Source organism: Pseudomonas sp. 300, from assembly GCF_055803035.1.
In genome coordinates this window covers 623044-648284 of record NZ_JAVLRV010000002.1, presented here as the reverse complement: position 1 = coordinate 648284, position 25241 = coordinate 623044, and the positions used below count along the sequence as shown (strand labels likewise).

Genomic DNA, 25241 nt, shown 5'->3' with positions numbered 1-25241 from the left:
GGCCGCGCGCCTTTGGAGGTACCCTATGTCCTTATTCCGCTAAATAATTTCGCTATCTGAATTTTACTTGCACGGTGTTGTGCCATAAAATCAGCGGGATTGATTGCTGCGACATATCGTCACTGCTTTGTTTCTTTTTCAAGCTCAGAGACCTTTGCTCTCTGTTAAGGATTACCAGCATGCCCGAAGCGACAGGACTCATGGCCCACAACTGGGGCTTTGCCATTTTCCTTCTGGGCGTTGTCGGCCTTTGCGCCTTCATGCTCGGCGTCTCCAGCCTCCTCGGGTCAAAAGCCTGGGGCCGCAGCAAAAACGAACCGTTCGAGTCCGGCATGCTACCTACAGGTGGCGCCCGCTTGCGGCTCTCAGCCAAATTCTATCTGGTCGCGATGCTCTTCGTGATCTTCGATATCGAAGCCCTCTTTCTCTTTGCCTGGTCTGTGTCCGTCCGCGAAAGCGGCTGGACCGGATTCGTCGAAGCTCTCGTTTTCATAGCAATTCTGTTGGCAGGTCTTGTCTACCTGTTCCGAGTGGGCGCCCTTGACTGGGCTCCGGAAGCTCGTCGCAAGCGGCAGGCGAAGCTGAAACAATGAGGCTTTGGCAATGCAATACAATCTCACCAGGATCGACCCCGATGCTCCTAACGAGCAGTATCCGATTGGCGAACGGGAAACCGTTTCCGATCCGTTAGAAGATCAAGTCCACAAAAACATCTTCATGGGCAAGCTCGAAGACGTGCTTAACGGCACGATCAACTGGGGGCGCAAGAACTCCCTGTGGCCGTATAACTTCGGTCTTTCGTGCTGCTACGTGGAAATGACCACCGCCTTCACGGCGCCCCACGACATCGCGCGCTTTGGCGCCGAGGTTATTCGGGCATCACCGCGTCAGGCGGATTTCATGGTTATCGCCGGCACCTGCTTCATCAAGATGGCGCCGATCATTCAGCGTCTCTACGAGCAAATGCTCGAGCCTAAATGGGTTATCTCCATGGGTTCGTGCGCCAACTCCGGTGGCATGTACGACATCTACTCCGTCGTTCAAGGGGTGGACAAGTTCCTGCCCGTGGACGTCTACGTGCCTGGCTGCCCGCCCCGTCCCGAAGCTTTTCTGCAAGGCTTGATGCTCTTGCAGGAGTCGATTGGACAGGAGCGTCGTCCGCTTTCCTGGGTCGTAGGTGATCAAGGCGTGTATCGCGCCGAGATGCCTTCCGAAAAGGAAAAGCGCCGCGAACAGCGAATCGCAGTCACCAACCTGCGCAGCCCCGACGAAGTCTGATCCAGATCTGCTTCTTTAATAGAACGAGACACTGGCTTCATTCTTTACGTTGACCGAAAGCGATAAATAACCATGACTACAGGCAGTGCTCTGTACATCCCGCCTTATAAGGCAGACGACCAGGATGTGGTCGTCGAACTGAACAACCGTTTTGGCCCCGAGGCGTTCACCGCCCAGCCTACCCGCACCGGCATGCCGGTGCTTTGGGTTGCCCGTGCCAAACTCGTCGAAGTCCTGACCTTCCTGCGCAACCTGCCCAAGCCGTACGTCATGCTCTATGACCTGCACGGCGTGGACGAGCGTCTGCGCACCAAGCGTCAAGGGCTGCCAGGCGGCGCCGACTTCACTGTGTTCTATCACTTGATGTCGATCGAACGTAATAGTGACGTGATGATCAAGGTCGCCTTGTCCGAGAGCGACCTCAGCGTGCCGACCGTGACCGGCATCTGGCCGAACGCCAACTGGTACGAGCGTGAAGTGTGGGACATGTACGGCATCAACTTTGCCGGCCACCCGCACCTGACCCGCATCATGATGCCGCCGACCTGGGAAGGTCACCCGCTGCGCAAGGACTTCCCGGCCCGTGCCACCGAGTTCGACCCGTTCACCCTGAACCTGGCCAAGCAACAGCTTGAGGAAGAAGCCGCGCGCTTCAAGCCTGAAGACTGGGGCATGAAGCGTTCCGGGGCGAACGAGGACTACATGTTCCTCAACCTCGGTCCCAACCACCCTTCCGCGCACGGTGCGTTCCGCATCATCCTGCAGCTGGACGGTGAAGAGATCGTCGATTGCGTGCCCGACGTCGGTTACCACCACCGTGGTGCCGAGAAGATGGCCGAACGTCAGTCCTGGCACAGCTTCATCCCGTACACCGACCGTATCGACTACCTCGGCGGCGTGATGAACAACCTGCCGTACGTGCTCTCGGTCGAGAAGCTGGCCGGCATCAAGGTGCCCGAGAAGGTCGACGTCATCCGCATCATGATGGCCGAGTTCTTCCGGATCACCAGCCACCTGCTGTTCCTCGGGACCTACATCCAGGACGTCGGCGCCATGACCCCGGTGTTCTTCACCTTCACCGACCGTCAGAAGGCGTACACGGTGATCGAAGCCATCACCGGTTTCCGTCTGCACCCGGCCTGGTACCGCATCGGTGGCGTCGCCCACGACCTGCCGCGCGGCTGGGAAAAACTGGTGAAAGACTTCGTCGAGTGGATGCCAAAGCGTCTGGACGAATACCAGAAAGCCGCACTGGACAACAGCATCCTCAAGGGCCGGACCATCGGCGTCGCTGCCTACAACACCAAAGAGGCCTTCGAATGGGGCGTCACCGGTGCAGGCCTGCGTTCGACCGGTTGCGACTTCGACCTGCGTAAAGCCCGCCCGTACTCCGGGTACGAAAACTTCGAATTCGAAGTGCCGCTGGCCGCCAATGGCGATGCCTACGATCGTTGCATCGTACGTGTCGAAGAAATGCGCCAGAGCATCAAGATCATCGAGCAGTGCATGCGCAACATGCCGGAAGGCCCGTACAAGGCGGATCACCCGCTGACCACGCCGCCGCCGAAAGAGCGCACCCTGCAGCACATCGAGACCCTGATCACGCACTTCCTGCAAGTTTCGTGGGGCCCGGTCATGCCGGCCAACGAATCCTTCCAGATGATCGAAGCGACCAAGGGCATCAACAGTTATTACCTGACGAGCGATGGCGGCACCATGAGCTACCGCACCCGGATTCGCACCCCAAGCTTCCCGCACCTGCAGCAGATCCCTTCGGTGATCAAAGGCAGCATGGTCGCGGACTTGATCGCGTACCTGGGTAGTATCGATTTCGTTATGGCCGACGTGGACCGCTAAGCATGAACAGCACGCTTATCCAGACAGACCGTTTCACTTTGAGTGAAACCGAGCGCTCGGCCATCGAGCACGAGCTGCATCACTACGAAGACCCGCGCGCGGCGTCGATCGAAGCCCTGAAGATCGTCCAGAAGGAACGTGGCTGGGTGCCTGACGGCGCGCTCTACGCCATCGGCGAGATCCTCGGCATCCCGGCCAGCGACGTTGAAGGTGTGGCTACGTTCTATAGCCAGATCTTCCGTCAGCCCGTCGGCCGCCACATCATTCGCGTCTGCGACAGCATGGTCTGCTACATCGGCGGCCACGAGTCCGTGGTCAGCGAAATCCAGAGCAATCTGGGCATTGGCCTGGGTCAGACCACCGCCGACGGTCGTTTCACCCTGCTGCCGGTCTGCTGCCTCGGCAACTGCGACAAGGCGCCGGCGTTGATGATCGACGACGACACTTTCGGTGATGTGCAGCCTGCCGGCGTTGCCAAATTGCTCGAGGGCTACGTATGACCCTGACTTCCTTCGGTCCTGCCAACCGCATCAAGCGTTCGGCCGAGACTCACCCGCTGACCTGGCGTCTGCGTGACGACGGCGAAGCTGTCTGGCTCGACGAGTACCAGGCCAAGAACGGTTACGCCGCTGCGCGCAAGGCCTTCGCCGACATGGCTCAGGACGACATCGTCCAGACTGTGAAAGACGCCGGCCTCAAGGGTCGCGGCGGTGCAGGCTTCCCCACGGGCGTGAAGTGGGGCCTGATGCCCAAAGACGAATCCATCAACATCCGCTACCTGCTGTGCAACGCGGATGAAATGGAGCCGAACACCTGGAAAGACCGCATGCTGATGGAGCAACTACCCCATCTGCTGATCGAAGGCATGCTGATCAGTGCCCGCGCGCTGAAAACCTACCGTGGCTACATCTTCCTGCGTGGCGAATACACCACCGCCGCCAAGCACCTCAACCGTGCCGTGGAAGAAGCCAAAGCCGCCGGCCTGCTGGGCAAGAACATCCTGGGCAGCGGCTTCGATTTCGAGCTGTTCGTCCACACTGGCGCCGGGCGTTACATCTGCGGTGAAGAAACCGCGCTGATCAACTCCCTCGAAGGCCGCCGCGCCAACCCGCGCTCCAAGCCGCCCTTCCCTGCCGCCGTTGGCGTGTGGGGCAAGCCGACTTGCGTGAACAACGTAGAAACCCTGTGCAACGTCCCGGCGATCATTGCCGACGGCGTGGACTGGTACAAATCGTTGGCGCGTGAAGGCAGTGAAGACATGGGCACCAAGCTCATGGGCTTCTCCGGCAAGGTCAAGAACCCGGGCCTGTGGGAATTGCCGTTCGGCGTCACCGGTCGCGAGCTGTTCGAAGACTACGCTGGCGGCATGCGCGACGGCTTCAAGCTCAAAGCCTGGCAGCCAGGCGGCGCCGGTACCGGTTTCCTGTTGCCGGAACACCTGGACGCACAAATGTACGCCGGCGGCATCGCCAAAGTGGGCACCCGTATGGGTACCGGCCTGGCCATGGCGGTGGACGACAGCGTCAACATGGTGTCCCTGCTGCGCAACATGGAAGAGTTCTTCTCCCGAGAGTCGTGCGGTTTCTGCACCCCGTGCCGTGACGGTTTGCCGTGGAGCGTCAAGCTGCTGCGCGCAATCGAGAACGGTGAAGGGCAAGCCGGCGACATCGAGACCCTGCTGGGTCTGGTCGGTTTCCTCGGCCCTGGCAAGACCTTCTGTGCTCACGCACCGGGCGCCGTGGAGCCGTTGGGCAGCGCAATCAAATACTTCCGCCATGAGTTCGAAGCCGGCATCGCGCCTACCAGCGCCGTCGTCCCGCCTCTGGCCAGGCCGATCGTAGTCGGCGCTTAACGCTTAAAAGGCGAAGGGTCCGTGCCCTTCGCCTTTCGTTCGATGACGCCTTTCATGGGCTGTTTTGATTCGCACGAAAACAAGATTCCATTAGCCACGCCCGCTGACACCGGGCCAACGAAGAACTTTGAACCATGGCCACTATCCACGTAGACGGCAAAGAGCTCGAAGTCGATGGGGCAGACAACCTGTTACAGGCATGTCTGTCGCTAGGCCTCGATATCCCTTATTTCTGCTGGCACCCCGCCCTTGGCAGCGTTGGCGCTTGCCGCCAGTGCGCGGTCAAGCAGTACACCGACGAGAACGACAAACGTGGTCGGATCGTCATGTCCTGCATGACGCCCGCCACCGATGGCAGCTGGATCTCCATCGACGACGAAGAAGCGAAAGTCTTCCGCGCCAGCGTCGTTGAATGGCTGATGACCAACCACCCTCACGACTGCCCGGTCTGTGAGGAAGGCGGTCACTGCCACCTGCAAGACATGACCGTGATGACCGGCCACAACGAGCGCCGTTATCGCTTCACCAAGCGTACTCACCAGAACCAGCAACTGGGCCCGTTCATTTCCCACGAAATGAACCGCTGCATCGCTTGCTACCGCTGCGTGCGCTTCTATAAGGACTACGCCGGCGGCACTGACCTCGGTGTGTTTGGCGCCCACGACAACGTGTACTTCGGTCGCGTTGAAGACGGCGTGCTGGAAAGCGAGTTCTCCGGCAACCTCACCGAGGTCTGCCCGACCGGTGTGTTCACCGACAAGACTCACTCCGAGCGCTACAACCGCAAGTGGGACATGCAATTCTCGCCGAGCATCTGCCATGGCTGCTCCAGCGGTTGCAACATCTCCCCGGGTGAGCGCTACGGCGAACTGCGTCGGATCGAAAACCGCTTCAACGGTTCGGTCAACCAGTACTTCCTGTGCGACCGTGGCCGTTTCGGCTATGGCTACGTCAACCGCGAAGACCGCCCGCGTCAGCCATTGCTGGCCAACGGCGCCAAGCTGAGCCTCGACGAAGCGCTGGATAAAGCCGCTGACCTGCTGCGCGGTCGCAACATCGTCGGTATCGGTTCGCCGCGTGCCAGCCTCGAAAGCAACTACGCGTTGCGCGAACTGGTCGGCGCCGAGCACTTCTACTCCGGTATCGAAGCTGAGGAGCTTGCGCGCATTCGCCTGGTCATGCAGGTGCTCAAAGACAGCCCGCTGCCAATCCCGAACATGCGCGACATCGAAGACCACGATGCGATCTTCGTCCTCGGCGAAGACTTGACCCAGACGGCTGCGCGCATGGCCCTGTCCCTGCGTCAATCGGTCAAAGGCAAGGCCGAAGACATGGCCGACGCCATGCGCGTTCAGCCTTGGCTCGACGCCGCGGTGAAGAACATCGGTCAGCACGAACTGAACCCGCTGTTCATCGCCAGCCTGGCTGAAACCAAGCTCGACGACATCGCCGAAGAATGCGTTCACGCCGCACCAGACGACCTGGCCCGTATCGGTTTCGCGGTGGCTCACGCCCTCGACGCCAGCGCCCCGGCCGTTGAAGGCCTCGACGCCGAAGCCGTTGAACTGGCTCAGCGCATCGCCAATGCCCTGCTGGCCGCCAAGCGTCCGCTGATCATTGCTGGCACCTCGCTGGGTTCCAAGGCGCTGATCGAAGCCGCCGCGAACATCGCCAAGGCCCTGAAGCTGCGCGAGAAGAACGGTTCCATCAGCCTGATCGTGCCTGAGGCCAACAGCCTCGGCCTGGCCATGCTCGGTGGCGAATCGGTCGATGCAGCCCTGCAAGCGGTGATCGATGGCAAGGCCGACGCCATCGTCGTGCTGGAAAACGATCTGTACACCCGTACCGACAAAGCCAAGGTCGATGCCGCACTGACAGCCGCGAAAGTGGTTATCGTCGCGGACCATCAAAAGACTGCCACCAGCGATCGCGCGCACCTGGTTCTGCCAGCCGCCAGCTTCGCTGAAGGCGACGGTACACTGGTCAGCCAGGAAGGCCGCGCCCAGCGCTTCTTCCAGGTCTTCGACCCGAAATACATGGACGCGAGCATCCTGGTTCACGAAGGCTGGCGCTGGCTGCATGCCCTGCGTTCCACCCTGCTGGGCCAGCCGATCGACTGGACCCAACTGGACCACGTCACCGCTGCCGTTGCTTCGAGCACGCCGCAACTGGCGCGTATCGTTGACGCCGCACCGTCCGCCGCGTTCCGCATCAAGGGCATGAAACTGGCCCGCGAACCGCTGCGTTATTCCGGTCGTACCGCCATGCGCGCTGACATCAGCGTGCACGAACCGCGTACCCCGCAAGACAACGACACCGCGTTCAACTTCTCGATGGAAGGTTACTCGGGCTCGGTCGAACCGCGTCAGCAAGTGCCATTCGCCTGGTCTCCGGGCTGGAACTCGCCGCAAGCCTGGAACAAGTTCCAGGACGAAGTCGGTGGTCACATCCGCGCTGGCGACCCGGGCACCCGCCTGATCGAAAGCAGCGGTGACTCGCTGAACTGGTTCGCTGCTGTTCCACGTGCGTTCAACCCTGCACCGGGAACCTGGCAGGTCGTGCCGTTCTTCCACCTGCTCGGCAGCGAAGAGAACTCTTCGAAAGCCGCTCCGGTTCAGGAACGCATTCCGGCCGCCTATGTGGCGCTGGCCAAGTCCGAAGCCGATCGCCTGGGTGTCAATGACGGCGCCCTGCTGAGCTTGAACGTTGCCGGCCAGACCTTGCGTCTGCCGCTGCGCATCAACGAAGAGCTGGGTGCCGGTCTGGTCGCATTGCCGGCCGGTATCGCGGGCATTCCACCGGCAATCTTTGGCAAATCCGTTGACGGTCTGCAGGAGGCAGCTCAATGACCTGGTTCACGCCTGAAGTGATTGACGTGATCATCGCGGTCCTCAAGGCCATCGTGATTCTGCTCGCCGTAGTGGTGTGCGGCGCGCTGCTGAGCTGGGTCGAGCGTCGTTTGCTCGCCCTCTGGCAGGACCGTTACGGTCCGAACCGCGTCGGCCCGTTCGGCGCGTTCCAGATCGCGGCCGACATGATCAAGATGTTCTTCAAGGAAGACTGGACCCCGCCGTTCGCCGACAAGATGATCTTCACCCTGGCACCGGTAGTCGCCATGAGCGCCCTGCTGATTGCCTTCGCGATCATCCCGATCACCCCGACCTGGGGTGTGGCGGACATCAACATCGGCATCCTGTTCTTCTTCGCCATGGCCGGTCTGTCGGTCTACGCGGTGTTGTTCGCCGGCTGGTCGAGTAACAACAAGTTCGCCCTGCTGGGCAGCTTGCGGGCCTCGGCACAGACCGTGTCGTACGAAGTGTTCATGGGTCTGTCGCTGATGGGCATCGTGATCCAGGTCGGCTCGTTCAACATGCGCGACATCGTTGAATACCAAGCGCAGAACCTGTGGTTCATCATTCCGCAGATCTTCGGTTTCCTGACCTTCTTCATCGCTGGCGTCGCCGTGACTCACCGTCACCCGTTCGACCAGCCGGAAGCGGAGCAGGAACTGGCCGACGGTTACCACATTGAATACGCCGGCATGAAATGGGGCATGTTCTTCGTCGGCGAGTACATCGGCATCGTGTTGATTTCGGCGCTGCTGGTGACCTTGTTCTTCGGTGGCTGGCACGGTCCGTTCAACATTCTGCCGCAGATCCCGTTCATCTGGTTCGCGCTGAAAACCGCGTTCTTCATCATGATCTTCATCCTGCTGCGCGCCTCGATTCCGCGCCCACGGTATGACCAAGTGATGGATTTCAGCTGGAAGTTCTGCCTGCCGCTGACCCTCGTCAACATGCTGGTGACCGCTGCGATCGTGTTGCTCAACACGCCCGCCGTCGCGGCTCAGTGAGGATAGAGAATCATGAAGTACATTTTTGACATCGTGCATGGCTTCTTCACCCAGCTTCGCAGCCTGGTGATGATCTTCGGCCATGCCTTCCGCAAGCGCGACACGCTGCAGTACCCGGAAGAGCAGGTGTACCTGCCGCCGCGTTACCGTGGCCGTATCGTCCTGACCCGCGACCCTGATGGCGAAGAGCGTTGTGTAGCCTGCAACCTGTGCGCCGTGGCGTGCCCGGTTGGCTGCATCTCGCTGCAGAAAGCTGAAACCGAAGACGGTCGCTGGTACCCGGACTTCTTCCGCATCAACTTCTCGCGCTGCATTTTCTGCGGCCTCTGCGAGGAAGCCTGCCCGACCACCGCGATCCAGCTGACACCGGATTTCGAGATGGCCGAGTTCAAACGTCAGGACCTGGTTTACGAGAAAGAAGATCTGCTGATCTCCGGCCCCGGCAAAAACCCTGATTACAACTTCTATCGTGTTGCAGGTATGGCGATTGCCGGGAAGCCGAAAGGCTCCGCGCAGAATGAAGCCGAACCGATCAACGTGAAGAGCTTGCTGCCTTAAGGAAGAAAGATGGAATTCGCTTTCTATTTCGCATCGGGTATCGCTGTGGTGTCCACGCTTCGCGTGATCACCCACACCAACCCTGTGCACGCCCTGCTCTACCTGATCATTTCGCTGATCGCCGTGGCCATGACGTTCTTCGCCCTCGGCGCACCGTTTGCCGGTGTTCTGGAAGTGATCGCCTACGCTGGCGCCATCATGGTGCTGTTCGTGTTCGTGGTGATGATGCTGAACCTGGGCCCGGCCTCGGTTCAGCAAGAGCGCGTCTGGCTCAAGCCCGGAATCTGGCTCGGTCCGGTGATTCTCGGTTCCTTGCTGCTGGCGGAGTTGCTGTACGTGCTGTTCAGCCACCAGAGCGGTCAGGCCATCGGCCACACCACCGTAGACGCCAAGGCCGTGGGCATCAGCCTGTTCGGCCCGTACCTGCTGGTGGTCGAACTCGCCTCGATGCTGCTGCTTGCCGCAGCCGTGACGGCGTTCCACTTGGGCCGTAACGAAGCCAAGGAGCAATGACGATGCCTGCTATCCCTTTGGAGCATGGTCTGGCGGTCGCCGGCATCCTGTTCTGCCTCGGTCTGGTCGGCCTGATGGTCCGCCGCAACATTCTCTTCGTGCTGATGAGCCTGGAGGTCATGATGAATGCCTCCGCGTTGGCGTTCATCGTTGCCGGTAGCCGCTGGGCGCAGCCGGATGGACAGATCATGTTCATCCTGGTGATCAGCCTGGCAGCCGCCGAGGCCAGTATTGGCCTGGCGATTCTGTTGCAGCTGTATCGCCGCTTCCACACTCTCGATATCGACGCTGCCAGCGAGATGCGCGGATGAATCTTCTCTATCTGACTTTCGTATTCCCTCTCATCGGTTTCCTGTTGCTGTCGTTCTCCCGGGGACGCTTTTCGGAAAACCTTTCGGCGCTGATTGGCGTCGGTTCCATCGGCCTGTCTGCCATCGTCACGGCTTATGTGATCTGGCAATTCAACGTCGCGCCACCTGAAGGCGGTCACTACACCCAGGTGTTGTGGCAGTGGATGGCGGTGGAAGGCTTCACGCCGAACTTCGCGCTGTACCTGGATGGCCTGTCGGTCACCATGCTCGGTGTGGTGGTCGGCGTCGGCTTCCTGATCCACCTGTTCGCGTCGTGGTACATGCGCGGTGAAGACGGTTACTCGCGCTTCTTCGCTTACACCAACCTGTTTATCGCCAGCATGCTGTTCCTGATCCTGGGCGATAACCTGTTGTTCCTGTACTTCGGCTGGGAAGGCGTTGGCCTGTGCTCGTACCTGTTGATCGGTTTCTACTACAGCAACCGCAACAACGGTAACGCGGCACTCAAAGCCTTTATCGTGACCCGCATCGGCGACGTGTTCATGGCCATCGGCCTGTTCATCCTGTTCGCCCAACTGGGCACACTGAACGTCCAGGAACTGCTGGTGCTGGCACCGCAGAAATTCCAGGCCGGCGACTTCTGGATGGTCATGGCCACCCTGATGCTGCTGGGCGGCGCTGTCGGTAAATCCGCGCAACTGCCACTGCAAACCTGGCTGGCGGATGCGATGGCCGGTCCTACTCCGGTTTCGGCACTGATCCACGCCGCGACCATGGTGACCGCCGGTGTCTACCTGATCGCCCGTACCCATGGCCTGTTCACCCTGGCGCCGGAAATCCTGCACCTGGTCGGCATCGTCGGCGGCGTGACCCTGGTACTCGCCGGTTTTGCCGCACTGGTGCAGACCGACATCAAACGTATCCTCGCCTACTCGACCATGAGCCAGATCGGCTACATGTTCCTGGCGCTGGGCGTTGGCGCATGGGATGGCGCGATCTTCCACCTGATGACCCACGCCTTCTTCAAGGCGCTGCTGTTCCTTGCCTCCGGTGCGGTGATCGTTGCCTGCCACCACGAGCAGAACATCTTCAAGATGGGTGGCCTGTGGAAGAAACTGCCACTGGCCTACACCAGTTTCATCGTCGGCGGCGCGGCCCTGGCGGCCCTGCCACTGGTGACCGCAGGCTTCTACTCCAAGGACGAAATCCTTTGGGAAGCATTCGCCAGCGGCAACAACGGCCTGCTGTACGCCGGTCTGGTCGGCGCGTTCATGACGTCGCTGTACACCTTCCGCCTGATCTTCATCGCGTTCCACGGTGAAGCGAAGACCGAAGCGCACGCCGGTCACGGCATCGCTCACTGGCTGCCACTGTCGGTGTTGATCGTATTGTCCACCGCCATTGGCGCGATGATCGTTCCGCCGCTGCACGGTGTGCTGCCGGAAAGCGTCGGCCACGCCGGCGGCGAAGCCAAGCACAGTCTGGAAATCGCTTCGGGCGCCATCGCCCTGGCCGGTATCCTGCTGGCCGCGCTGCTGTTCCTCGGCAAGCGTCGTTTCGTCACTGCAATCGCCAACAGCGGCATCGGCCGCTTCCTTTCGGCCTGGTGGTTCGCTGCCTGGGGCTTCGACTGGATCTACGACAAACTGTTCGTCAAGCCATACCTGGCGATCAGCCACGTACTGCGCAAAGACCCGCTCGACCAGACCATCGGTCTGATCCCGCGTATGGCCAAAGGCGGCCACACCGCCCTGAGCCGTACCGAAACCGGTCAACTGCGTTGGTACGCGGCATCGATGGCTGCCGGCTCCGTGCTGGTCATCGGCGCCATCGTGCTGGTAGCGGTCTGAATATGAACCTTGCGAACTTGCGAAAGGAATTGAGCCCGTCATGATTCTGCCTTGGCTAATCCTGATCCCCTTCATCGGCGGCCTGCTGTGCTGGATGGGTGAGCGCTTCGGCGCCACCCTCCCCCGCTGGATTGCGCTGTTGACCATGACCCTGGAACTCGCACTCGGCCTCTGGCTGTGGGCCCACGGTGATTATTCATTTGCTCCGGCACCTGGCGCCGACCCGACCTGGGCGCTTGAGTTCAAGCACATCTGGATCCAGCGCTTCGGCATCAGCGTGCACCTGGCCCTCGACGGCCTGTCGCTGCTGATGATCCTGCTGACCGGCCTGCTGGGTATCCTCTCGGTACTCTGCTCGTGGAAAGAGATTCAACGTCACGTTGGTTTCTTCCACTTGAACCTGATGTGGATCCTGGGCGGTGTCGTCGGCGTGTTCCTCGCCCTCGACCTGTTCATGTTCTTCTTCTTCTGGGAAATGATGCTGGTGCCGATGTACTTCCTCATCGCGCTCTGGGGTCACAGTTCTTCGGACGGCAAGAAAACCCGGATCTACGCGGCGACCAAGTTCTTCATCTTCACTCAGGCTTCCGGCCTGATCATGTTGGTGGCGATCCTCGGGCTGGTTCTGGTCAACTTCAACAGCACCGGCGTGATCACGTTCAACTACGCCGACCTGCTGAAAACCAAGATGTCGCTCACCACCGAGTACATCCTGATGCTCGGCTTCTTCATCGCTTTCGCGGTCAAGCTGCCGGTCGTGCCGTTCCACTCGTGGTTGCCTGATGCTCACGCCCAGGCGCCAACGGCAGGTTCGGTTGACCTCGCCGGTATCTTGTTGAAAACCGCTGCTTACGGTTTGCTGCGTTTCGCCCTGCCGCTGTTCCCGAATGCTTCGGCCGAGTTCGCGCCGATTGCCATGACCCTGGGTCTGATCGGGATCTTCTACGGCGCGTTCCTGGCGTTCGCACAAACCGACATCAAGCGTCTGATCGCCTTCTCGTCCGTTTCCCACATGGGCTTCGTACTGATCGGCATCTACTCCGGCAGCCAACTGGCGCTGCAGGGCGCGGTGATGCAGATGTTGGCGCACGGCGTTTCGGCCGCTGCACTGTTTATCCTCAGCGGTCAGCTGTACGAACGCACCCACACCCGCGACATGCGTGAAATGGGTGGACTGTGGTCGAAGATCGCGTACCTGCCGGCCATCAGCCTGTTCTTCGCTGCCGCATCGCTGGGCTTGCCGGGCACCGGTAACTTCGTCGGTGAGTTCCTGATCCTGATCGGCACCTTCCCCGCTGCGCCTGTGGTCACGATCATCGCGACGTCGGGCCTGGTGTTCGGTTCGGTCTACTCGCTGATCATGATCCACCGTGCCTACTTCGGCCCGTCCAAATCGGACGCGGTGTTGCACGGCATGGATGCTCGCGAACTGATCATGGTGGTCGGTCTGGCGGCACTGCTGATTTACATCGGCGTGTACCCGCAACCGTTCCTCGATACCTCTGCTGCGACGATGCATGGCGTGCAGCAATGGCTCGGCACCGCCTTCACTCAACTCGCTTCGGCCCGGTAAGAGCGCTATGGAATTCACGACTCAACACTTTATCGCGCTAGCGCCGTTGTTGATCACCAGCGCCACGATCATCGTGGTGATGCTGGCGATTGCCTGGCGCCGCAACCACTCGCAGACCTTCCTGATTTCCGTGGCGGGCCTGAACCTGGCGTTGCTGTCGATCCTGCCAGCCCTGAAAGTCGCGCCATTGGCCGTGACCCCACTGCTGCAGATCGATAGCTTCGCCTGCTTGTACATGGCGCTGATCCTGGTCGCCACCCTCGCCTGTGTCACCCTCGCCCACGCCTACCTCGGCGATGGCGGTTCGGGTTACCCGGGCAACCGCGAAGAACTGTACCTGCTGATCCTGATGGCCGCCGCCGGTGGCCTGGTTCTGGTCAGCGCGCAGCACCTGGCCGGGTTGTTCATCGGTCTGGAACTGCTCTCGGTGCCGGTCTACGGTCTGGTGGCCTACGCCTTCTTCAACAAGCGTTCGCTGGAAGCTGGTATCAAGTACATGGTGCTGTCGGCCGCCGGTTCCGCGTTCCTGTTGTTCGGTATGGCCCTGCTCTACGCCGACTCCGGCAGCCTGAGCTTCGTCGGCATCGGCCAGGCCCTCGCGGCCACCGGCCTGCCAAGTTCCCTGGCGCAAATGGGCCTGGGCATGATGCTGATCGGTCTGGCGTTCAAGTTGTCGCTGGTACCGTTCCACCTCTGGACGCCGGACGTTTACGAAGGTGCTCCGGCACCGGTGGCGGCGTTCCTCGCTACCGCTTCGAAAGTCGCTGTGTTTGCGGTGATGGTGCGTCTGTTCCAGATCTCCCCTGCTGCAAGCAGCGGTGTTCTGAGCGACGTGCTGACCATCATCGCCATTGCGTCGATCCTGTTCGGTAACCTGCTGGCCCTGACCCAGAGCAACCTCAAGCGTCTGCTGGGTTACTCGTCCATCGCGCACTTCGGTTACCTGCTGATCGCTCTGGTGGCGAGCAAGGGTCTGGCCGTGGAAGCCATCGGCGTGTACCTGGTCACCTACGTGATCACCAGCCTCGGCGCATTCGGCGTGATCACCCTGATGTCCTCGCCGTACAACGGCCGTGATGCCGACGCCCTGTACGAATACCGCGGCCTGTTCTGGCGCCGTCCGTACCTGACCGCCGTGCTGACCGTGATGATGCTGTCCCTGGCCGGTATCCCGCTGACCGCGGGCTTCATCGGCAAGTTCTACATCATCGCCACCGGTGTCGAGTCGCACCAATGGTGGCTGGTCGGTTCCCTGGTACTGGGCAGCGCCATCGGGGTCTTCTACTACCTGCGTGTGATGGTCACCCTGTACCTGATCGAACCGAACCTGCGTCGCCACGATGCGCAGCTGCACTGGGAACAACGTGCAGGCGGCGTGATGCTGCTGGCCATCGCCGCACTGGCGTTCTTCCTTGGCCTGTATCCGCAGCCGTTGCTGGTGCTGGTTCAGCAGGCAGTGTTGGCGGGTTGATCGCTTAGCGGTACTCGGTAGAAAACAGAAACGGCACCTTCGGGTGCCGTTTTTGCGTTTGCAGGATTTGTTACCGCTACCTCCCTCTCCCACCCGCGATGCCCGAAAGCGCTCGCCGTATTGCCCACCTCGCCCTGCAACCGGAATGGGGTAGGTGGGTCTATCTTGAAGGTCTGTCGGATGGAGCCATCGAAACGAAAGGGAATTATGAAACGTGACATTTTTTCTGAAGGGGTAGACGGCATCGACACAGCTGCCTGAAGAAACTTCAAACACGGTAGGAGATTTCTCTGCGCACAACCTGCAAAGGAACGAGAACAAACTAATCATTGCGATTTGGCCACCCCACGGGCTGAAATTTCGCACATCCTCGTACACCCGATCGGTGCAGCGAATGGGTCATTTACTCGACGCCTGCCCCTGTTTACGAACCACAATCGTCAATCGCTGATTAATGTGTACGTGTTTCCTTACAGCGGAAATAACGGCGCTGTAACTTCCCGTCATTTTTGACCGAGCAACGTCCAACTTATAGAGTCGCTCCGTGCTTGATTAAGCACACCACCATCCAACAAAAAGAGAGTTTACCCATGGGATATGTTGTCAGCTGGAACGCCAACAAAGTTATCGACCTGGAACAACAGGACAGCCCCACAGAAGAGCAAGTTGAACAACTGCAACTGACCGAGGCTGAACAGGCCGAACTGGAAGTTGTTTAAGAAAACGGGGGGTATGTGCCCCCCGTTTTTCAAGGGAGCGAACAATGGATACCTTCACACCTGTGGAACGAGAACTCACCCTTGCCCAGGCCGAACAGCGGATTTACGCGGAACTGGAGAACCTGGGACTTCATGCAGAACCCCGTGTGCTCGGCCAACGGATCGTCGCGGTGCACGTCTCGGCAAGTGTTGGCAATCAACACGGCATCGCCCGGGGAGCAGGGAAAGGTTACCTCCATCATGCGCAGGTGGGGGCGCTTTACGAAACACTGGAACATTATCTAAGTGATCACTTCAGCACTTGCGGCATTCAGTGCATCTCCCCGCGCTATTTTTCCGACTCGCAACTCTTTATCGATGACACTGTTCTTTCGCCTCTTATCAAACAACCCGACGCCTTGACGGCCTGCAGAACTTATACGGATATTTTCAAACACATTACATTCTCTTACCCCGTCGCGTTATGCACGCCCGACTATTCACACCAGCCACTGGAACAAGACACTACGAACTACGGCGTATTACGGCGCTATGCCTCTAACAGTGGAACGGCCATTGGCGCCAGCTACAATGAAGCGGTCTTGCATGCGGCCAATGAATGCATCGAGCGTGATGCGGTCTCGTTGTTTCTGCTGGAGCATTTTTACTACGAAAACCGTCCTGTGCTGCGCCGGGTCGCTCGCGTGGCAGATCACGAAGCACTGGGGCAACTGTGGCTGGACGCCGAAGCGGAGATCGGAGCGGAAATCATCCTGATCGACATCAGCACCGAATTCCTGCCATACACCTTTCTGGCTTTCTCAACCGAACCTGGCGCCCGCCCTCGCGTGTTCGGCAGCGGTTGCTCGATCAGCGCCCGACACGGCGCCTGGCGGGCGCTGACCGAACTCGTCCAGCTGCATCACGCGGCTCTGGAGCCAGAGCTGCAACACTACCTGAGTAACGCGCAACGGCACTTGAGCAAGTTTCCTCGCCTGCTTCGCTGCCTGCAGTTCGATCTGTATCCACTACTCACTTTGTGCGAGCATTTCACGGTCGAATTATCCGACGCAGTCAATGAGCAACCGTTGGCCGAGCAGATCCACCTGCTGGCTGAAGATCTCCACCGGCATGGGCGCGCGCTGGGGGTTACCCAACTGCATCAGACCTTGTTGGGTACAACGCTGGTCAACGTCGTCATTCCGGGGCTGGAGCGGTTTTTCGTGGTATCCAGTGGCAATGTGGTGATACCGCAGGTTCGAGGACGGCGGCTACAAAGCAATCAGGGAGTGGCAGCATGACCCCTGCCCTTCGTCGAGAACACCACCTCGCTCAATCCTTCGCTCAGCACCAGGCATCGCCGGGCGAGCTCAATGGCTTCACCGAACCCTTCGGCATGGGCCTGCATCATGTGTTTGTCTTGCGTGTGAACGGCAATGACTGGGTCGGCCGCAAAGTCCTGCAGCACAGCGAGTCGGTCGGCTGGCACATCAGCAGCGTGCTCAAACCCTGGATGCTGCTTGGACCGCTTGCGCAATGGCATTGGGGCAATCAAGGCCTCGTGATCTATTTTCGCGCGGTGTCTGCGCAGGAAAAGGAAATCGTGTTCCATAACGCACTGGCGCAATCGGACAGCGAAGTGAGTTTTCCGTTTCCTGCCATGGAGGACAGCGGCCGAGAGTGCGTCTGCTCGCCCGAGTACTGGCGATGCAATGAGTCGCTCGCCACACAGCTGAATGCTGACGAACGGCATTTTCGCCAGCATTGCGCAAGCCTGCTCAAATCCCTGTCACTTCCCGGAGCGGTGATCCATGACCCGGCGTGTTCAACGGGCGAGTTCATCGCTCACCTCGCTCGCGAACTCCCGGACCGCCAGTGCGTGGGGTCTGATCGCTCAGCGTCGATGATCGAACATGCCAAAAAGCATCATGGCACTTCATCCGCACGGTTCTACCTGGCCGATGCCCGCCACATCGCAACAACGGGTAGTCAATGTGACGTGATGATCCTGCGTTTCCTCAATGCTGAAGTGATGACGCGCAAGGAGGCGCAGCGAGCGTTCCACGCGATGGTGGCCTGCGTTAAACCAGGAGGCACGATTCTCCTTTTCGGCCATACGCCGGTGCTGATCGCCGTGCCCTATATGGCGCAGGCGCTGAAGCTTGAGCTGGTTTCCAGCGTAGCGGCCCGTCCCGGCCACACGGAACTGTTTCAGTTCTACAGGCTGAGGACACCCGCCTAATGGTGAACAGTGGCTACTTCCCGACCGGCGACGGTCACCAACTCTATTGGGAGCGGCACGGCACACCGGGCGCAGAACCGATATTGTTCCTGCATGGCGGACCGGGTGGCCGCAGTGACAGCCATCATCTCGAGTTCTTCGATGAGCGCTGTTTCGACATCATTCTGTTCGACCAGCGTGGCAGCGGCCGCTCCATTCCCCATGGCGAACTCCAGCACAATGACACCAGGCGTTGCGTCGAAGACATCGAAGCGCTGCGGCAGCATCTGGGCTTCGAAAAAATCAGCCTGCTCGGCGTTTCATGGGGCAGTTGGCTGGCCATTCAATACCAGCAACGCTATCCAGAGGCCGTTCTGAAAACCACGCTGGTTTCGGTGTTCGTGCCGTTTGCGGCCAATGTAAGTGCCTACGATCAAATCCTGAGTGACGGACTGTCGGCCATTACCCATGGGACAGGCGCCGTCAGTGCCAGGGCGATCTACCAGGCCCTGAACAACGGCTGCGCAGTCAAGCAGCGTCAGGCGGCCCTCCACTGGTTAAGGGCGACCTTGCAATTGAACGGACAATCGATGCAGCCGAGCGCACTCGAAGACTTCGTTGACGACGAAGCCGTGCGCGCCATCCGCCTGGAAGTGCATTACCACGTAAACCGGTACTTCTTTACACGCGCGGACGAAGCACCTTCCCTTGATGCCCAAACTGAAGTGATCCAAGGCATCAGCGATACCTTCGGCATGGCCAGTGTTCGCTGGCTTCGCCGGCGCCAGTCACTGCGGTGCCGGCTACTCCATGCCGGGCACAGCGCCTTCGAGCCGGCGATTCTGAAAACCGTGCGCCAGTCATTGAAACGTGAGCGTGTCCGCCAATAGAAACGGCACCCGAAGGTGCCGTTAAACATTGCGGGTCAGCCGTTTACTTACGCGCGTCCGCCCACGATTTCAGCAGCTCGTTGTAGCTCACGGTCTCGCCCTTCGGCTTCTCGTTCGCCAGTTTCGGTTTCGGTGCACCCGGTTGATCGAACCAGTATTGCGCATCGCGCTCGGGGTTCATTTTCGGGGCGCAGGTGGCTTGGGCCTTCGAGCGTTCCAGACGGGACATGATTGCGTCCTGGTCCTTGGCCAGGCCGTCGAGTGCCTGTTGCGGGGTTTTGTCGCCGCTGGCGGCTTCGGCGATGTGGCTCCACCACAATTGCGCCAAACGCGGATAGTCCGGCACGTTGGTCCCGGTCGGGGTCCATTGCACGCGGGCCGGGCTGCGGTAGAACTCGACCAGGCCACCGAGTTTCGGCGCCAGATCGGTCATCGCTTGCGAGTTGATGTCCGATTCGCGAATCGGTGTCAGGCCGACGATGGTTTTCTTCAGCGACACGGTTTTCGACGTCACGAACTGCGCATAGAGCCAGGCTGCCAGTTTCTGCTTCTCAGGCGTGGACTTCATGAACGTCCAGGAACCCACGTCCTGATACCCCAGCTTCATGCCCTCTTCCCAATACGGACCGCGTGGCGAAGGTGCCATGCGCCATTTCGGGGTGCCATCGGCGTTCACCACCGGCAGACCCGGTTTGGTCATGTCAGCCGTGAATGCGGTGTACCAGAAGATCTGCTGGGCGATGTTGCCCTGTGACGGTACCGGGCCGGACTCGGAGAAGGTCATGCCCGCCGCTTCCGGTGGCGCGTAGGCCTTGAGCCAGTCGACGTATTTGGTGGTGGCAAACACCGCCGCCGGGCCGTTGGTGTCGCCGCCGCGAGTCACGCTGGAACCGACCGGGTGGCAATCCTCGACGCGGATACCCCATTCGTCCACCGGCAAACCGTTAGGCAATCCCTTGTCGCCGCCACCCGCCATGGAGAACCAGGCATCGGTGAAGCGCCAGCCCAGGGACGGGTCTTTCTTGCCGTAGTCCATGTGCCCGTAGACCCGCTTGCCGTCGATTTCCTTGACGTCTTCGCTGAAGAACTTGGCGATGTCTTCATAGGCTGACCAGTTCACCGGCACGCCCAACTCGTAACCGTACTTTTCCTTGAACTTGGCTTTCAGGTCCGCGCGCTCGAACCAGTCGGCGCGGAACCAATAGAGGTTGGCGAACTGTTGGTCGGGCAGTTGATAGAGCTTGCCGTCGGGTGCGGTGGTGAAGGAAAGGCCGATGAAATCCTTGAGGTCCAGGGTCGGCGAAGTGAAGTTTTTGCCTTCATTGGCCATCAGGTCGGTGATCGATTCCGTCTTGCCGTAGCGGAAGTGCGTACCGATCAGGTCCGAATCGTTGACCCAGCCGTCATAGATGCTCTTGTCCGACTGCATCACGGTCTGCAGCTTTTCCACCACGTCGCCTTCTTGCAGCAGGTCGTGGGTCACCTTGATCCCGGTGATCTCGGTAAAGGCCTTGGCCAGCACCTTGGACTCATATTCGTGAGTGGTCAGGGTTTCCGAGACAACCTTGATGTCCATCCCGCGAAACGGCTCGGCGGCCTTGATGAACCACTTCAGCTCCGCGAGCTGCTGATCCGCCGTCAGGGTGGACGGCTTGAACTCGCTGCCGATCCATTTTTTCGCGGCTTCTTCATAGGCATCGGCCCAGGCAGACGCGCTCAAACCGCTGAGTGCCAGCATGGCTGCCAATGAAATGCTATGTCGCAGCTTATTGTTTTTGTCGAACATAGAGACCTCCTTATTGAGTTTCGGAGCAACATTGCCGAGCGATTCGACTAGCCCCAACGCATCACAGCCAACAGCCACACCAGGGACAACGCGGACGCGACCCAGATGCTCCAGTCGGTGACGCCGATTACCAGCAAATGCAGGTAGGCGCTGCCGAGAAGACCGATAAACAGCCGATCACCACGGGTGGTGGCAATCGGCAACAAACCACGCCGAAGAACGCTCGGCGAGCGCAATTCCCACGTCGTCATGCCCACCAGAATCAGGCCAATGACGGTGAAGAACGCTGCAGTGGGGACCGTCCAACTCATCCATTCCATCATTCAGTTCCTCATACCCGGCCGAGGGCAAAGCCCTTGGCCACGTGGTTACGGACAAACCAGATCACCAGCATGCCCGGCAGGATGGTCAACACCCCCGCCGCCGCCAGTACGCCCCAGTCGATGCCGGACGCCGAGACCGTCCGCGTCATCACTGCTGCGATCGGCTTTGCGTTGACCGAGGTCAGCGTCCGCGCCAGCAACAGCTCGACCCAGGAAAACATGAAGCAGAAGAACGCCGTCACACCGATCCCCGAGCCAATCAGCGGGACGAAAATCTTCACGAAGAACTTGGGGAAACTGTAGCCATCAATGTAGGCGGTTTCGTCGATTTCCTTCGGAACGCCGGACATGAAGCCTTCAAGAATCCACACCGCCAACGGCACGTTAAACAAGCAATGCGCCAACGCCACCGCAATGTGGGTGTCGAACAGGCCGATCGACGAGTACAGCTGGAAGAACGGCAACAGGAACACCGCCGGCGGCGCCATGCGGTTGGTCAGCAGCCAGAAGAACAGGTGCTTGTCGCCGAGAAAGCGATACCGCGAGAACGCGTAGGCCGCTGGCAACGCCACGCTCAGCGAAATCACCGTGTTCAGACTCACGTAATACAGCGAGTTGAGGTAACCGGTGTACCAGGCCGGATCGGTGAAGATCACCTTGTAGTTGGCGAAGGTGAAATCCTGCGGAAACAGCGTCAGGCCGCTGAGGATTTCGGTGTTGCTCTTGAAGGACATGTTCAGCAGCCAGTAGATCGGCACCAGCAGGAACAGGATGTAGATCAGCAGTGGAATCAGCTTTCTCTTGCTCATGATGTGCCTCAGCGGTTGGCGTCAGAGTGAGTCATGGCGGTGTAGAACAGCCAGGACACCAACAGGATGATCAGGAAGTACACCAGCGAGAACGCCGCCGCCGGGCCGAGGTCGAACTGCCCGATGGCCATTTGCGTCAGGGTCTGGCTGAGGAATGTCGTGGCATTCCCCGGTCCGCCGCCCGTGAGCACGAAGGGCTCGGTGTAGATCATGAAACTGTCCATGAACCGCAGCATCACCGCGATCAACAGCACACTTTTGAGCTTGGGCAACTGGATGTGTCGGAACACCGCCCAGGCCGATGCCCGATCAATCCGTGCGGCCTGGTAGTACACGTCCGGAATCGCCCGCAACCCGGAGAAACACAACAGCGCCACCAGCGACGTCCAGTGCCACACGTCCATCACCAGCACCGTGACCCAGGCGTCCATGGTGTTGGCTGCATAGTTATAGTTGATGCCCATCGCATTGAGGCTCGAACCGAGCAAGCCAATGTCGGCCCGACCGAAAATCTGCCAGATGGTGCCGACCACGTTCCAAGGAATCAGCAGCGGAATCGCCAGAATGATCAACACCAGTGAAGACCAGCGGCCCTTGGTCGGCATGGTCAGGGCGATGGCGATGCCCAGCGGGATTTCGATCAGCAGCACGCAGCCGGAATAGATGAACTGGCGCAACAGCGAGTCGTGCAGCCGTGGGTCGAGCAGCACCTGTTTGTACCAGTCGGCGCCGACGAAGTAGCGGCTGGACTGATCGAAAATGTCCTGCACCGAATAGTTGACCACGGTCATCATCGGGATCACCGCACTGAACGCCACCAGCAAAAACACCGGCAACACCAGCCACCAGGCCTTGTTGTTCTGCACCTTGTTCATGGCTGCACCTCCAAGAGGTAATCGTCGGCATAGACCATCAGCCACTGTGCCGGAAAACTGATGTACGCCGTGCCTTCCGGCACCGGTTTGTCTTCGGCGAGGCGTACTTTCAACGGCACGCCGTCGAGGTTCAGGGTCATGATCTTGTAGGTGCCGAGGTCTTCGACGTGTACGACCTTTGCCTGCATCGCGTCGTCAAACGGTTCGTCCCACACATGCACGAACTCCGGACGGATGCCGACCTTCAGGGTTTTCCATTCGGACTCGGCGATGCGTTGCAGTTGCGCGTCAGACAAGGGCAAGTGCGTCGATGCGAAACCGACGCCACCCGGTTGTGGCTGCACCTCGATCAGGTTCATCCCCGGGCTGCCAATGAAGTAACCGACAAAGGTGTGGCTCGGCCGCTCGAACAATTCCCGTGGTGTGCCGAATTGCACAATCTGCCCGCCGTACATCACCGCAATCTTGTCGGCGAAGGTCGAGGCTTCGAGCTGATCGTGGGTGACGTAGACCATGGTGATATTGAACTGCTCGTGGATCTGCTTGAGCTTGCGCCGCAGTTTCCACTTCAAGTGCGGGTCGATCACCGTCAGCGGCTCATCGAACAGGATGGCCGAGACGTCATCGCGCACCAGTCCGCGACCCATCGAGACTTTCTGTTTTTCGTCGGCGGTGAGGTTGCGCGCCTTCTTGCTCAGCAGCGCCTGGAGGTCGAGGACCTCGGCAATTTCCTGCACCTTGCTGTGAATTTTCGCTTCCGCCATGCCCTGATTTCGCAGCGGAAACGCCAGGTTGTCGAACACTGTCATGGTGTCGTAGACCACCGGAAACTGGAAAACCTGGGCGATGTTGCGCTTCTCCGGGGTCAGGTCGTTGACCGCTTTGCCATCGAACAGGACATGGCCCTGGGACGGACTGAGCAACCCGGAAATAATGTTGAGCAAGGTCGACTTGCCGCAACCCGAAGGCCCAAGCAACGCATAGGCACCGCCCTGCTCCCAGATATGGTCCATTTCGCGGATGGCGTAATCCTCGGGGCCGGTTGGCGTACGGGTGTAACTGTGGGCGAGGTTCTGCAAACGGATTTCGGCCATCAGGCAACCCTCGCGATACGGCGACCGGGCGCCTGGACCAGCCGCCCCTGCGCATCGAACACAAACAGTTTATGGGTCGGAATGTAGATGCGGATTGGCGCATCGACGTCGTATTCGTGAACCCCGGGCAAGTGCAGCACCAACAGGAAATGCTCGTTGCGCACGTGCAGGAAGGTTTCCGAACCGCTGATTTCGGCGACTTCGACGGTCACCGCCAGTTCCAGGTCATCGTCGTTGCTGGGCACCAGCGAGATATGGCTGGGACGCACGCCGAAGCGAAACTCGCCCTCGCCCACCGGGCGCAAATCGACGTTCAACGGGAAGTGCACGAAATTGGCAAAGCTGACTTCGTTACCGGCAATCCGTCCGGGCATCAGGTTGATCGGCGGCTCGGAGAACAGCTCTGCCGCCAGCACGGTTTGCGGCTGGTGATAGACCTCTGGAGCCTTGCCGCTCTGAATCACCCGGCCTTCGTGAAGAATGGTCGTGGTGCCACCGAGCGCCAGCGCTTCGTTGGGCTCGGTGGTGGCGTAGATAGCGATGGTGTGTCGCGCCTTGAACAGCTCGCGCATTTCCTGACGCAGTTCTTCGCGCAGTTTGTAGTCGAGGTTGACCAGCGGCTCATCAAAGAGGATCAGCTCGGCGTCCTTGACCAATGCGCGGGCCATGGCCGTGCGCTGTTGCTGGCCACCGGAGAGTTCCAGAGGATAGCGCTGCAGAAACTTCTCGATGCGCAGCATCTTCGCGGTTTCCAGCACTTTGCTCTGGATCAGTTCGTTGGAAACACCGCCCTGGCGCAACGGCGAGGCGATGTTCTCGAACACCGTCATGGTCGGGTAATTGATGAACTGCTGATAGACCATCGACACGTTGCGCAAGCGCACCGGGCGTTGAGTGACATCGACGCCGTTCATCAGGATGCGGCCACTGTCGGGCTTGTCCAGGCCCGCCATCAGGCGCATGAGACTGGTTTTGCCGGACAGCGTGCGCCCGAGTAAAACGTTGAAAGATCCGGGTTCAAAACTAAGGCACGCATCATCGATCCAGGTCTGGCCTTCGACGGTGCGGCTGACGTGCTCCAGAGTGAGTGACATGGCTCGGCCTTTTTATTATTGGAGTCAAGCGACTGGAGCAGCAGAGCGAGTTTCATGCCAGAAATTGCAAGCTGTTGATCTGCTTTGAAAATGTTCGGCAAGGAGGGAAAAGCGCTTTCGTTGCTGAACAGAAATGAACAACCGCGACTGAACAATTGAACAGTTCAACGGTTGACAATGAACAATAGTGAACAACACTCTACGGATGCTTTTTGCCTTCCCGGAAGCAAGACCAGCATTGCAAAACCTGTGGGAGCGAGCTTGCTCGCGATAGCGGTGGGTCCGTCGACATCAAAATTGACTGACATAGCGCTATCGCGAGCAAGCTCGCTCCC

Annotated in this window: 23 protein-coding genes; 17 read left to right on the top strand and 6 right to left on the bottom strand. The window is 59.7% G+C overall.

Annotated elements, in window-relative coordinates:
• The first annotated feature begins 179 nt into the window (after nt 1–179).
• From Q7W83_RS09190 to Q7W83_RS09110, 17 genes are all read left to right on the top strand, one after another.
• Nucleotides 180–593: an NADH-quinone oxidoreductase subunit A gene (locus Q7W83_RS09190; protein WP_003223812.1), complete on the top strand. Its 414-nt coding sequence runs from the start codon at nt 180–182 to the stop codon at nt 591–593.
• Nucleotides 594–603: 10 nt separating this feature from the next.
• Complete coding sequence (locus tag Q7W83_RS09185; protein WP_007946424.1) at nt 604–1278, top strand: NuoB/complex I 20 kDa subunit family protein; 675 nt, start codon at nt 604–606, stop codon at nt 1276–1278.
• Nucleotides 1279–1350: 72 nt separating this feature from the next.
• Nucleotides 1351–3135, top strand: coding sequence for an NADH-quinone oxidoreductase subunit C/D (gene nuoC / locus Q7W83_RS09180; protein ID WP_150638684.1), 1785 nt, complete (start codon nt 1351–1353; stop codon nt 3133–3135).
• A gap of 2 nt (nt 3136–3137) precedes the next feature.
• The gene (gene nuoE / locus Q7W83_RS09175; RefSeq protein WP_007946422.1) at nt 3138–3635 is read left to right on the top strand and encodes an NADH-quinone oxidoreductase subunit NuoE; all 498 of its coding nucleotides are present in this window, start codon (nt 3138–3140) and stop codon (nt 3633–3635) included.
• Nucleotides 3632–4987, top strand: coding sequence for an NADH-quinone oxidoreductase subunit NuoF (nuoF, locus tag Q7W83_RS09170; protein WP_150631132.1), 1356 nt, complete (start codon nt 3632–3634; stop codon nt 4985–4987). Before nuoE ends, nuoF begins: the two co-directional genes overlap by 4 nt.
• Nucleotides 4988–5121: 134 nt before the next feature.
• Nucleotides 5122–7836, top strand: a complete 2715-nt coding sequence (gene nuoG, locus Q7W83_RS09165) for an NADH-quinone oxidoreductase subunit NuoG (protein WP_150631131.1) — start codon at nt 5122–5124, stop codon at nt 7834–7836.
• Entirely contained in the window at nt 7833–8840 is a 1008-nt protein-coding gene (gene nuoH, locus Q7W83_RS09160) for an NADH-quinone oxidoreductase subunit NuoH (protein ID WP_008032732.1), read from the top strand. Before nuoG ends, nuoH begins: the two co-directional genes overlap by 4 nt.
• 12 nt (nt 8841–8852) lie before the next feature.
• Nucleotides 8853–9398 (top strand): NADH-quinone oxidoreductase subunit NuoI, encoded by a 546-nt coding sequence (gene nuoI, locus Q7W83_RS09155; protein WP_191623666.1) that lies wholly within the window; start codon nt 8853–8855, stop codon nt 9396–9398.
• Between the two features lie 9 nt (nt 9399–9407).
• Complete coding sequence (gene nuoJ, locus Q7W83_RS09150) at nt 9408–9911, top strand: NADH-quinone oxidoreductase subunit J (protein ID WP_150631129.1); 504 nt, start codon at nt 9408–9410, stop codon at nt 9909–9911.
• Nucleotides 9912–9913: 2 nt separating this feature from the next.
• Nucleotides 9914–10222 carry an NADH-quinone oxidoreductase subunit NuoK gene (nuoK, locus tag Q7W83_RS09145; RefSeq protein WP_007940879.1) on the top strand — a complete coding sequence of 103 codons (309 nt, stop codon included), beginning with the start codon at nt 9914–9916 and terminating at the stop codon, nt 10220–10222.
• Complete coding sequence (nuoL, locus tag Q7W83_RS09140; RefSeq protein WP_150631128.1) at nt 10219–12072, top strand: NADH-quinone oxidoreductase subunit L; 1854 nt, start codon at nt 10219–10221, stop codon at nt 12070–12072. Before nuoK ends, nuoL begins: the two co-directional genes overlap by 4 nt.
• 40 nt (nt 12073–12112) lie before the next feature.
• Nucleotides 12113–13645: an NADH-quinone oxidoreductase subunit M gene (nuoM, locus tag Q7W83_RS09135; RefSeq protein WP_150631127.1), complete on the top strand. Its 1533-nt coding sequence runs from the start codon at nt 12113–12115 to the stop codon at nt 13643–13645.
• Between the two features lie 7 nt (nt 13646–13652).
• Nucleotides 13653–15116 (top strand): NADH-quinone oxidoreductase subunit NuoN, encoded by a 1464-nt coding sequence (gene nuoN, locus Q7W83_RS09130; RefSeq protein WP_150631126.1) that lies wholly within the window; start codon nt 13653–13655, stop codon nt 15114–15116.
• Between the two features lie 590 nt (nt 15117–15706).
• A complete protein-coding gene (locus Q7W83_RS09125) occupies nt 15707–15835 on the top strand; it encodes a hypothetical protein (protein WP_263596731.1) in 129 nt (42 codons plus the stop codon).
• Nucleotides 15836–15879: 44 nt separating this feature from the next.
• Nucleotides 15880–17115: a YcaO-like family protein gene (locus Q7W83_RS09120; protein ID WP_473655904.1), complete on the top strand. Its 1236-nt coding sequence runs from the start codon at nt 15880–15882 to the stop codon at nt 17113–17115.
• 95 nt (nt 17116–17210) lie between these two features.
• Nucleotides 17211–18056 carry a class I SAM-dependent methyltransferase gene (locus Q7W83_RS09115; RefSeq protein ID WP_473655903.1) on the top strand — a complete coding sequence of 282 codons (846 nt, stop codon included), beginning with the start codon at nt 17211–17213 and terminating at the stop codon, nt 18054–18056.
• Entirely contained in the window at nt 18056–18925 is an 870-nt protein-coding gene (locus tag Q7W83_RS09110; protein ID WP_150631123.1) for an alpha/beta fold hydrolase, read from the top strand. Before Q7W83_RS09115 ends, Q7W83_RS09110 begins: the two co-directional genes overlap by 1 nt.
• A gap of 43 nt (nt 18926–18968) precedes the next feature.
• Here Q7W83_RS09110 and Q7W83_RS09105 read toward each other — a convergent pair whose 3' ends face one another.
• From Q7W83_RS09105 to Q7W83_RS09080, 6 genes are read right to left on the bottom strand one after another with little or no spacing between them, the layout of a single operon-like run.
• The gene (locus tag Q7W83_RS09105; protein ID WP_150631122.1) at nt 18969–20711 is read right to left on the bottom strand and encodes an ABC transporter substrate-binding protein; all 1743 of its coding nucleotides are present in this window, start codon (nt 20709–20711) and stop codon (nt 18969–18971) included.
• 47 nt (nt 20712–20758) lie between these two features.
• On the bottom strand, nt 20759–21031 hold the full coding sequence (locus tag Q7W83_RS09100) for a DUF2160 domain-containing protein (RefSeq protein ID WP_150631121.1): 273 nt from the start codon (nt 21029–21031) through the stop codon (nt 20759–20761).
• A gap of 11 nt (nt 21032–21042) precedes the next feature.
• Nucleotides 21043–21843 (bottom strand): carbohydrate ABC transporter permease, encoded by an 801-nt coding sequence (locus tag Q7W83_RS09095; protein WP_017339615.1) that lies wholly within the window; start codon nt 21841–21843, stop codon nt 21043–21045.
• 8 nt (nt 21844–21851) lie between these two features.
• Nucleotides 21852–22718 carry a carbohydrate ABC transporter permease gene (locus Q7W83_RS09090; RefSeq protein WP_008032762.1) on the bottom strand — a complete coding sequence of 289 codons (867 nt, stop codon included), beginning with the start codon at nt 22716–22718 and terminating at the stop codon, nt 21852–21854.
• A complete protein-coding gene (locus tag Q7W83_RS09085; protein ID WP_150631120.1) occupies nt 22715–23812 on the bottom strand; it encodes an ABC transporter ATP-binding protein in 1098 nt (365 codons plus the stop codon). The genes Q7W83_RS09090 and Q7W83_RS09085 overlap by 4 nt, the downstream gene beginning before the upstream one ends.
• On the bottom strand, nt 23812–24906 hold the full coding sequence (locus tag Q7W83_RS09080) for an ABC transporter ATP-binding protein (protein ID WP_150653094.1): 1095 nt from the start codon (nt 24904–24906) through the stop codon (nt 23812–23814). The genes Q7W83_RS09085 and Q7W83_RS09080 overlap by 1 nt, the downstream gene beginning before the upstream one ends.
• Nucleotides 24907–25241: the final 335 nt, after the last annotated feature.

Coding starts and splice junctions, on each gene's coding strand:
- Q7W83_RS09190 (WP_003223812.1), top strand. CDS start 180: ATGCCCGAAGCGACAGGACTCATGGCCCACAACTGGGGCTTTGCCATT.
- Q7W83_RS09185 (WP_007946424.1), top strand. CDS start 604: ATGCAATACAATCTCACCAGGATCGACCCCGATGCTCCTAACGAGCAG.
- nuoC (WP_150638684.1), top strand. CDS start 1,351: ATGACTACAGGCAGTGCTCTGTACATCCCGCCTTATAAGGCAGACGAC.
- nuoE (WP_007946422.1), top strand. CDS start 3,138: ATGAACAGCACGCTTATCCAGACAGACCGTTTCACTTTGAGTGAAACC.
- nuoF (WP_150631132.1), top strand. CDS start 3,632: ATGACCCTGACTTCCTTCGGTCCTGCCAACCGCATCAAGCGTTCGGCC.
- nuoG (WP_150631131.1), top strand. CDS start 5,122: ATGGCCACTATCCACGTAGACGGCAAAGAGCTCGAAGTCGATGGGGCA.
- nuoH (WP_008032732.1), top strand. CDS start 7,833: ATGACCTGGTTCACGCCTGAAGTGATTGACGTGATCATCGCGGTCCTC.
- nuoI (WP_191623666.1), top strand. CDS start 8,853: ATGAAGTACATTTTTGACATCGTGCATGGCTTCTTCACCCAGCTTCGC.
- nuoJ (WP_150631129.1), top strand. CDS start 9,408: ATGGAATTCGCTTTCTATTTCGCATCGGGTATCGCTGTGGTGTCCACG.
- nuoK (WP_007940879.1), top strand. CDS start 9,914: ATGCCTGCTATCCCTTTGGAGCATGGTCTGGCGGTCGCCGGCATCCTG.
- nuoL (WP_150631128.1), top strand. CDS start 10,219: ATGAATCTTCTCTATCTGACTTTCGTATTCCCTCTCATCGGTTTCCTG.
- nuoM (WP_150631127.1), top strand. CDS start 12,113: ATGATTCTGCCTTGGCTAATCCTGATCCCCTTCATCGGCGGCCTGCTG.
- nuoN (WP_150631126.1), top strand. CDS start 13,653: ATGGAATTCACGACTCAACACTTTATCGCGCTAGCGCCGTTGTTGATC.
- Q7W83_RS09125 (WP_263596731.1), top strand. CDS start 15,707: ATGGGATATGTTGTCAGCTGGAACGCCAACAAAGTTATCGACCTGGAA.
- Q7W83_RS09120 (WP_473655904.1), top strand. CDS start 15,880: ATGGATACCTTCACACCTGTGGAACGAGAACTCACCCTTGCCCAGGCC.
- Q7W83_RS09115 (WP_473655903.1), top strand. CDS start 17,211: ATGGGCCTGCATCATGTGTTTGTCTTGCGTGTGAACGGCAATGACTGG.
- Q7W83_RS09110 (WP_150631123.1), top strand. CDS start 18,056: ATGGTGAACAGTGGCTACTTCCCGACCGGCGACGGTCACCAACTCTAT.
- Q7W83_RS09105 (WP_150631122.1), bottom strand. CDS start 20,711: ATGTTCGACAAAAACAATAAGCTGCGACATAGCATTTCATTGGCAGCC.
- Q7W83_RS09100 (WP_150631121.1), bottom strand. CDS start 21,031: ATGGAATGGATGAGTTGGACGGTCCCCACTGCAGCGTTCTTCACCGTC.
- Q7W83_RS09095 (WP_017339615.1), bottom strand. CDS start 21,843: ATGAGCAAGAGAAAGCTGATTCCACTGCTGATCTACATCCTGTTCCTG.
- Q7W83_RS09090 (WP_008032762.1), bottom strand. CDS start 22,718: ATGAACAAGGTGCAGAACAACAAGGCCTGGTGGCTGGTGTTGCCGGTG.
- Q7W83_RS09085 (WP_150631120.1), bottom strand. CDS start 23,812: ATGGCCGAAATCCGTTTGCAGAACCTCGCCCACAGTTACACCCGTACG.
- Q7W83_RS09080 (WP_150653094.1), bottom strand. CDS start 24,906: ATGTCACTCACTCTGGAGCACGTCAGCCGCACCGTCGAAGGCCAGACC.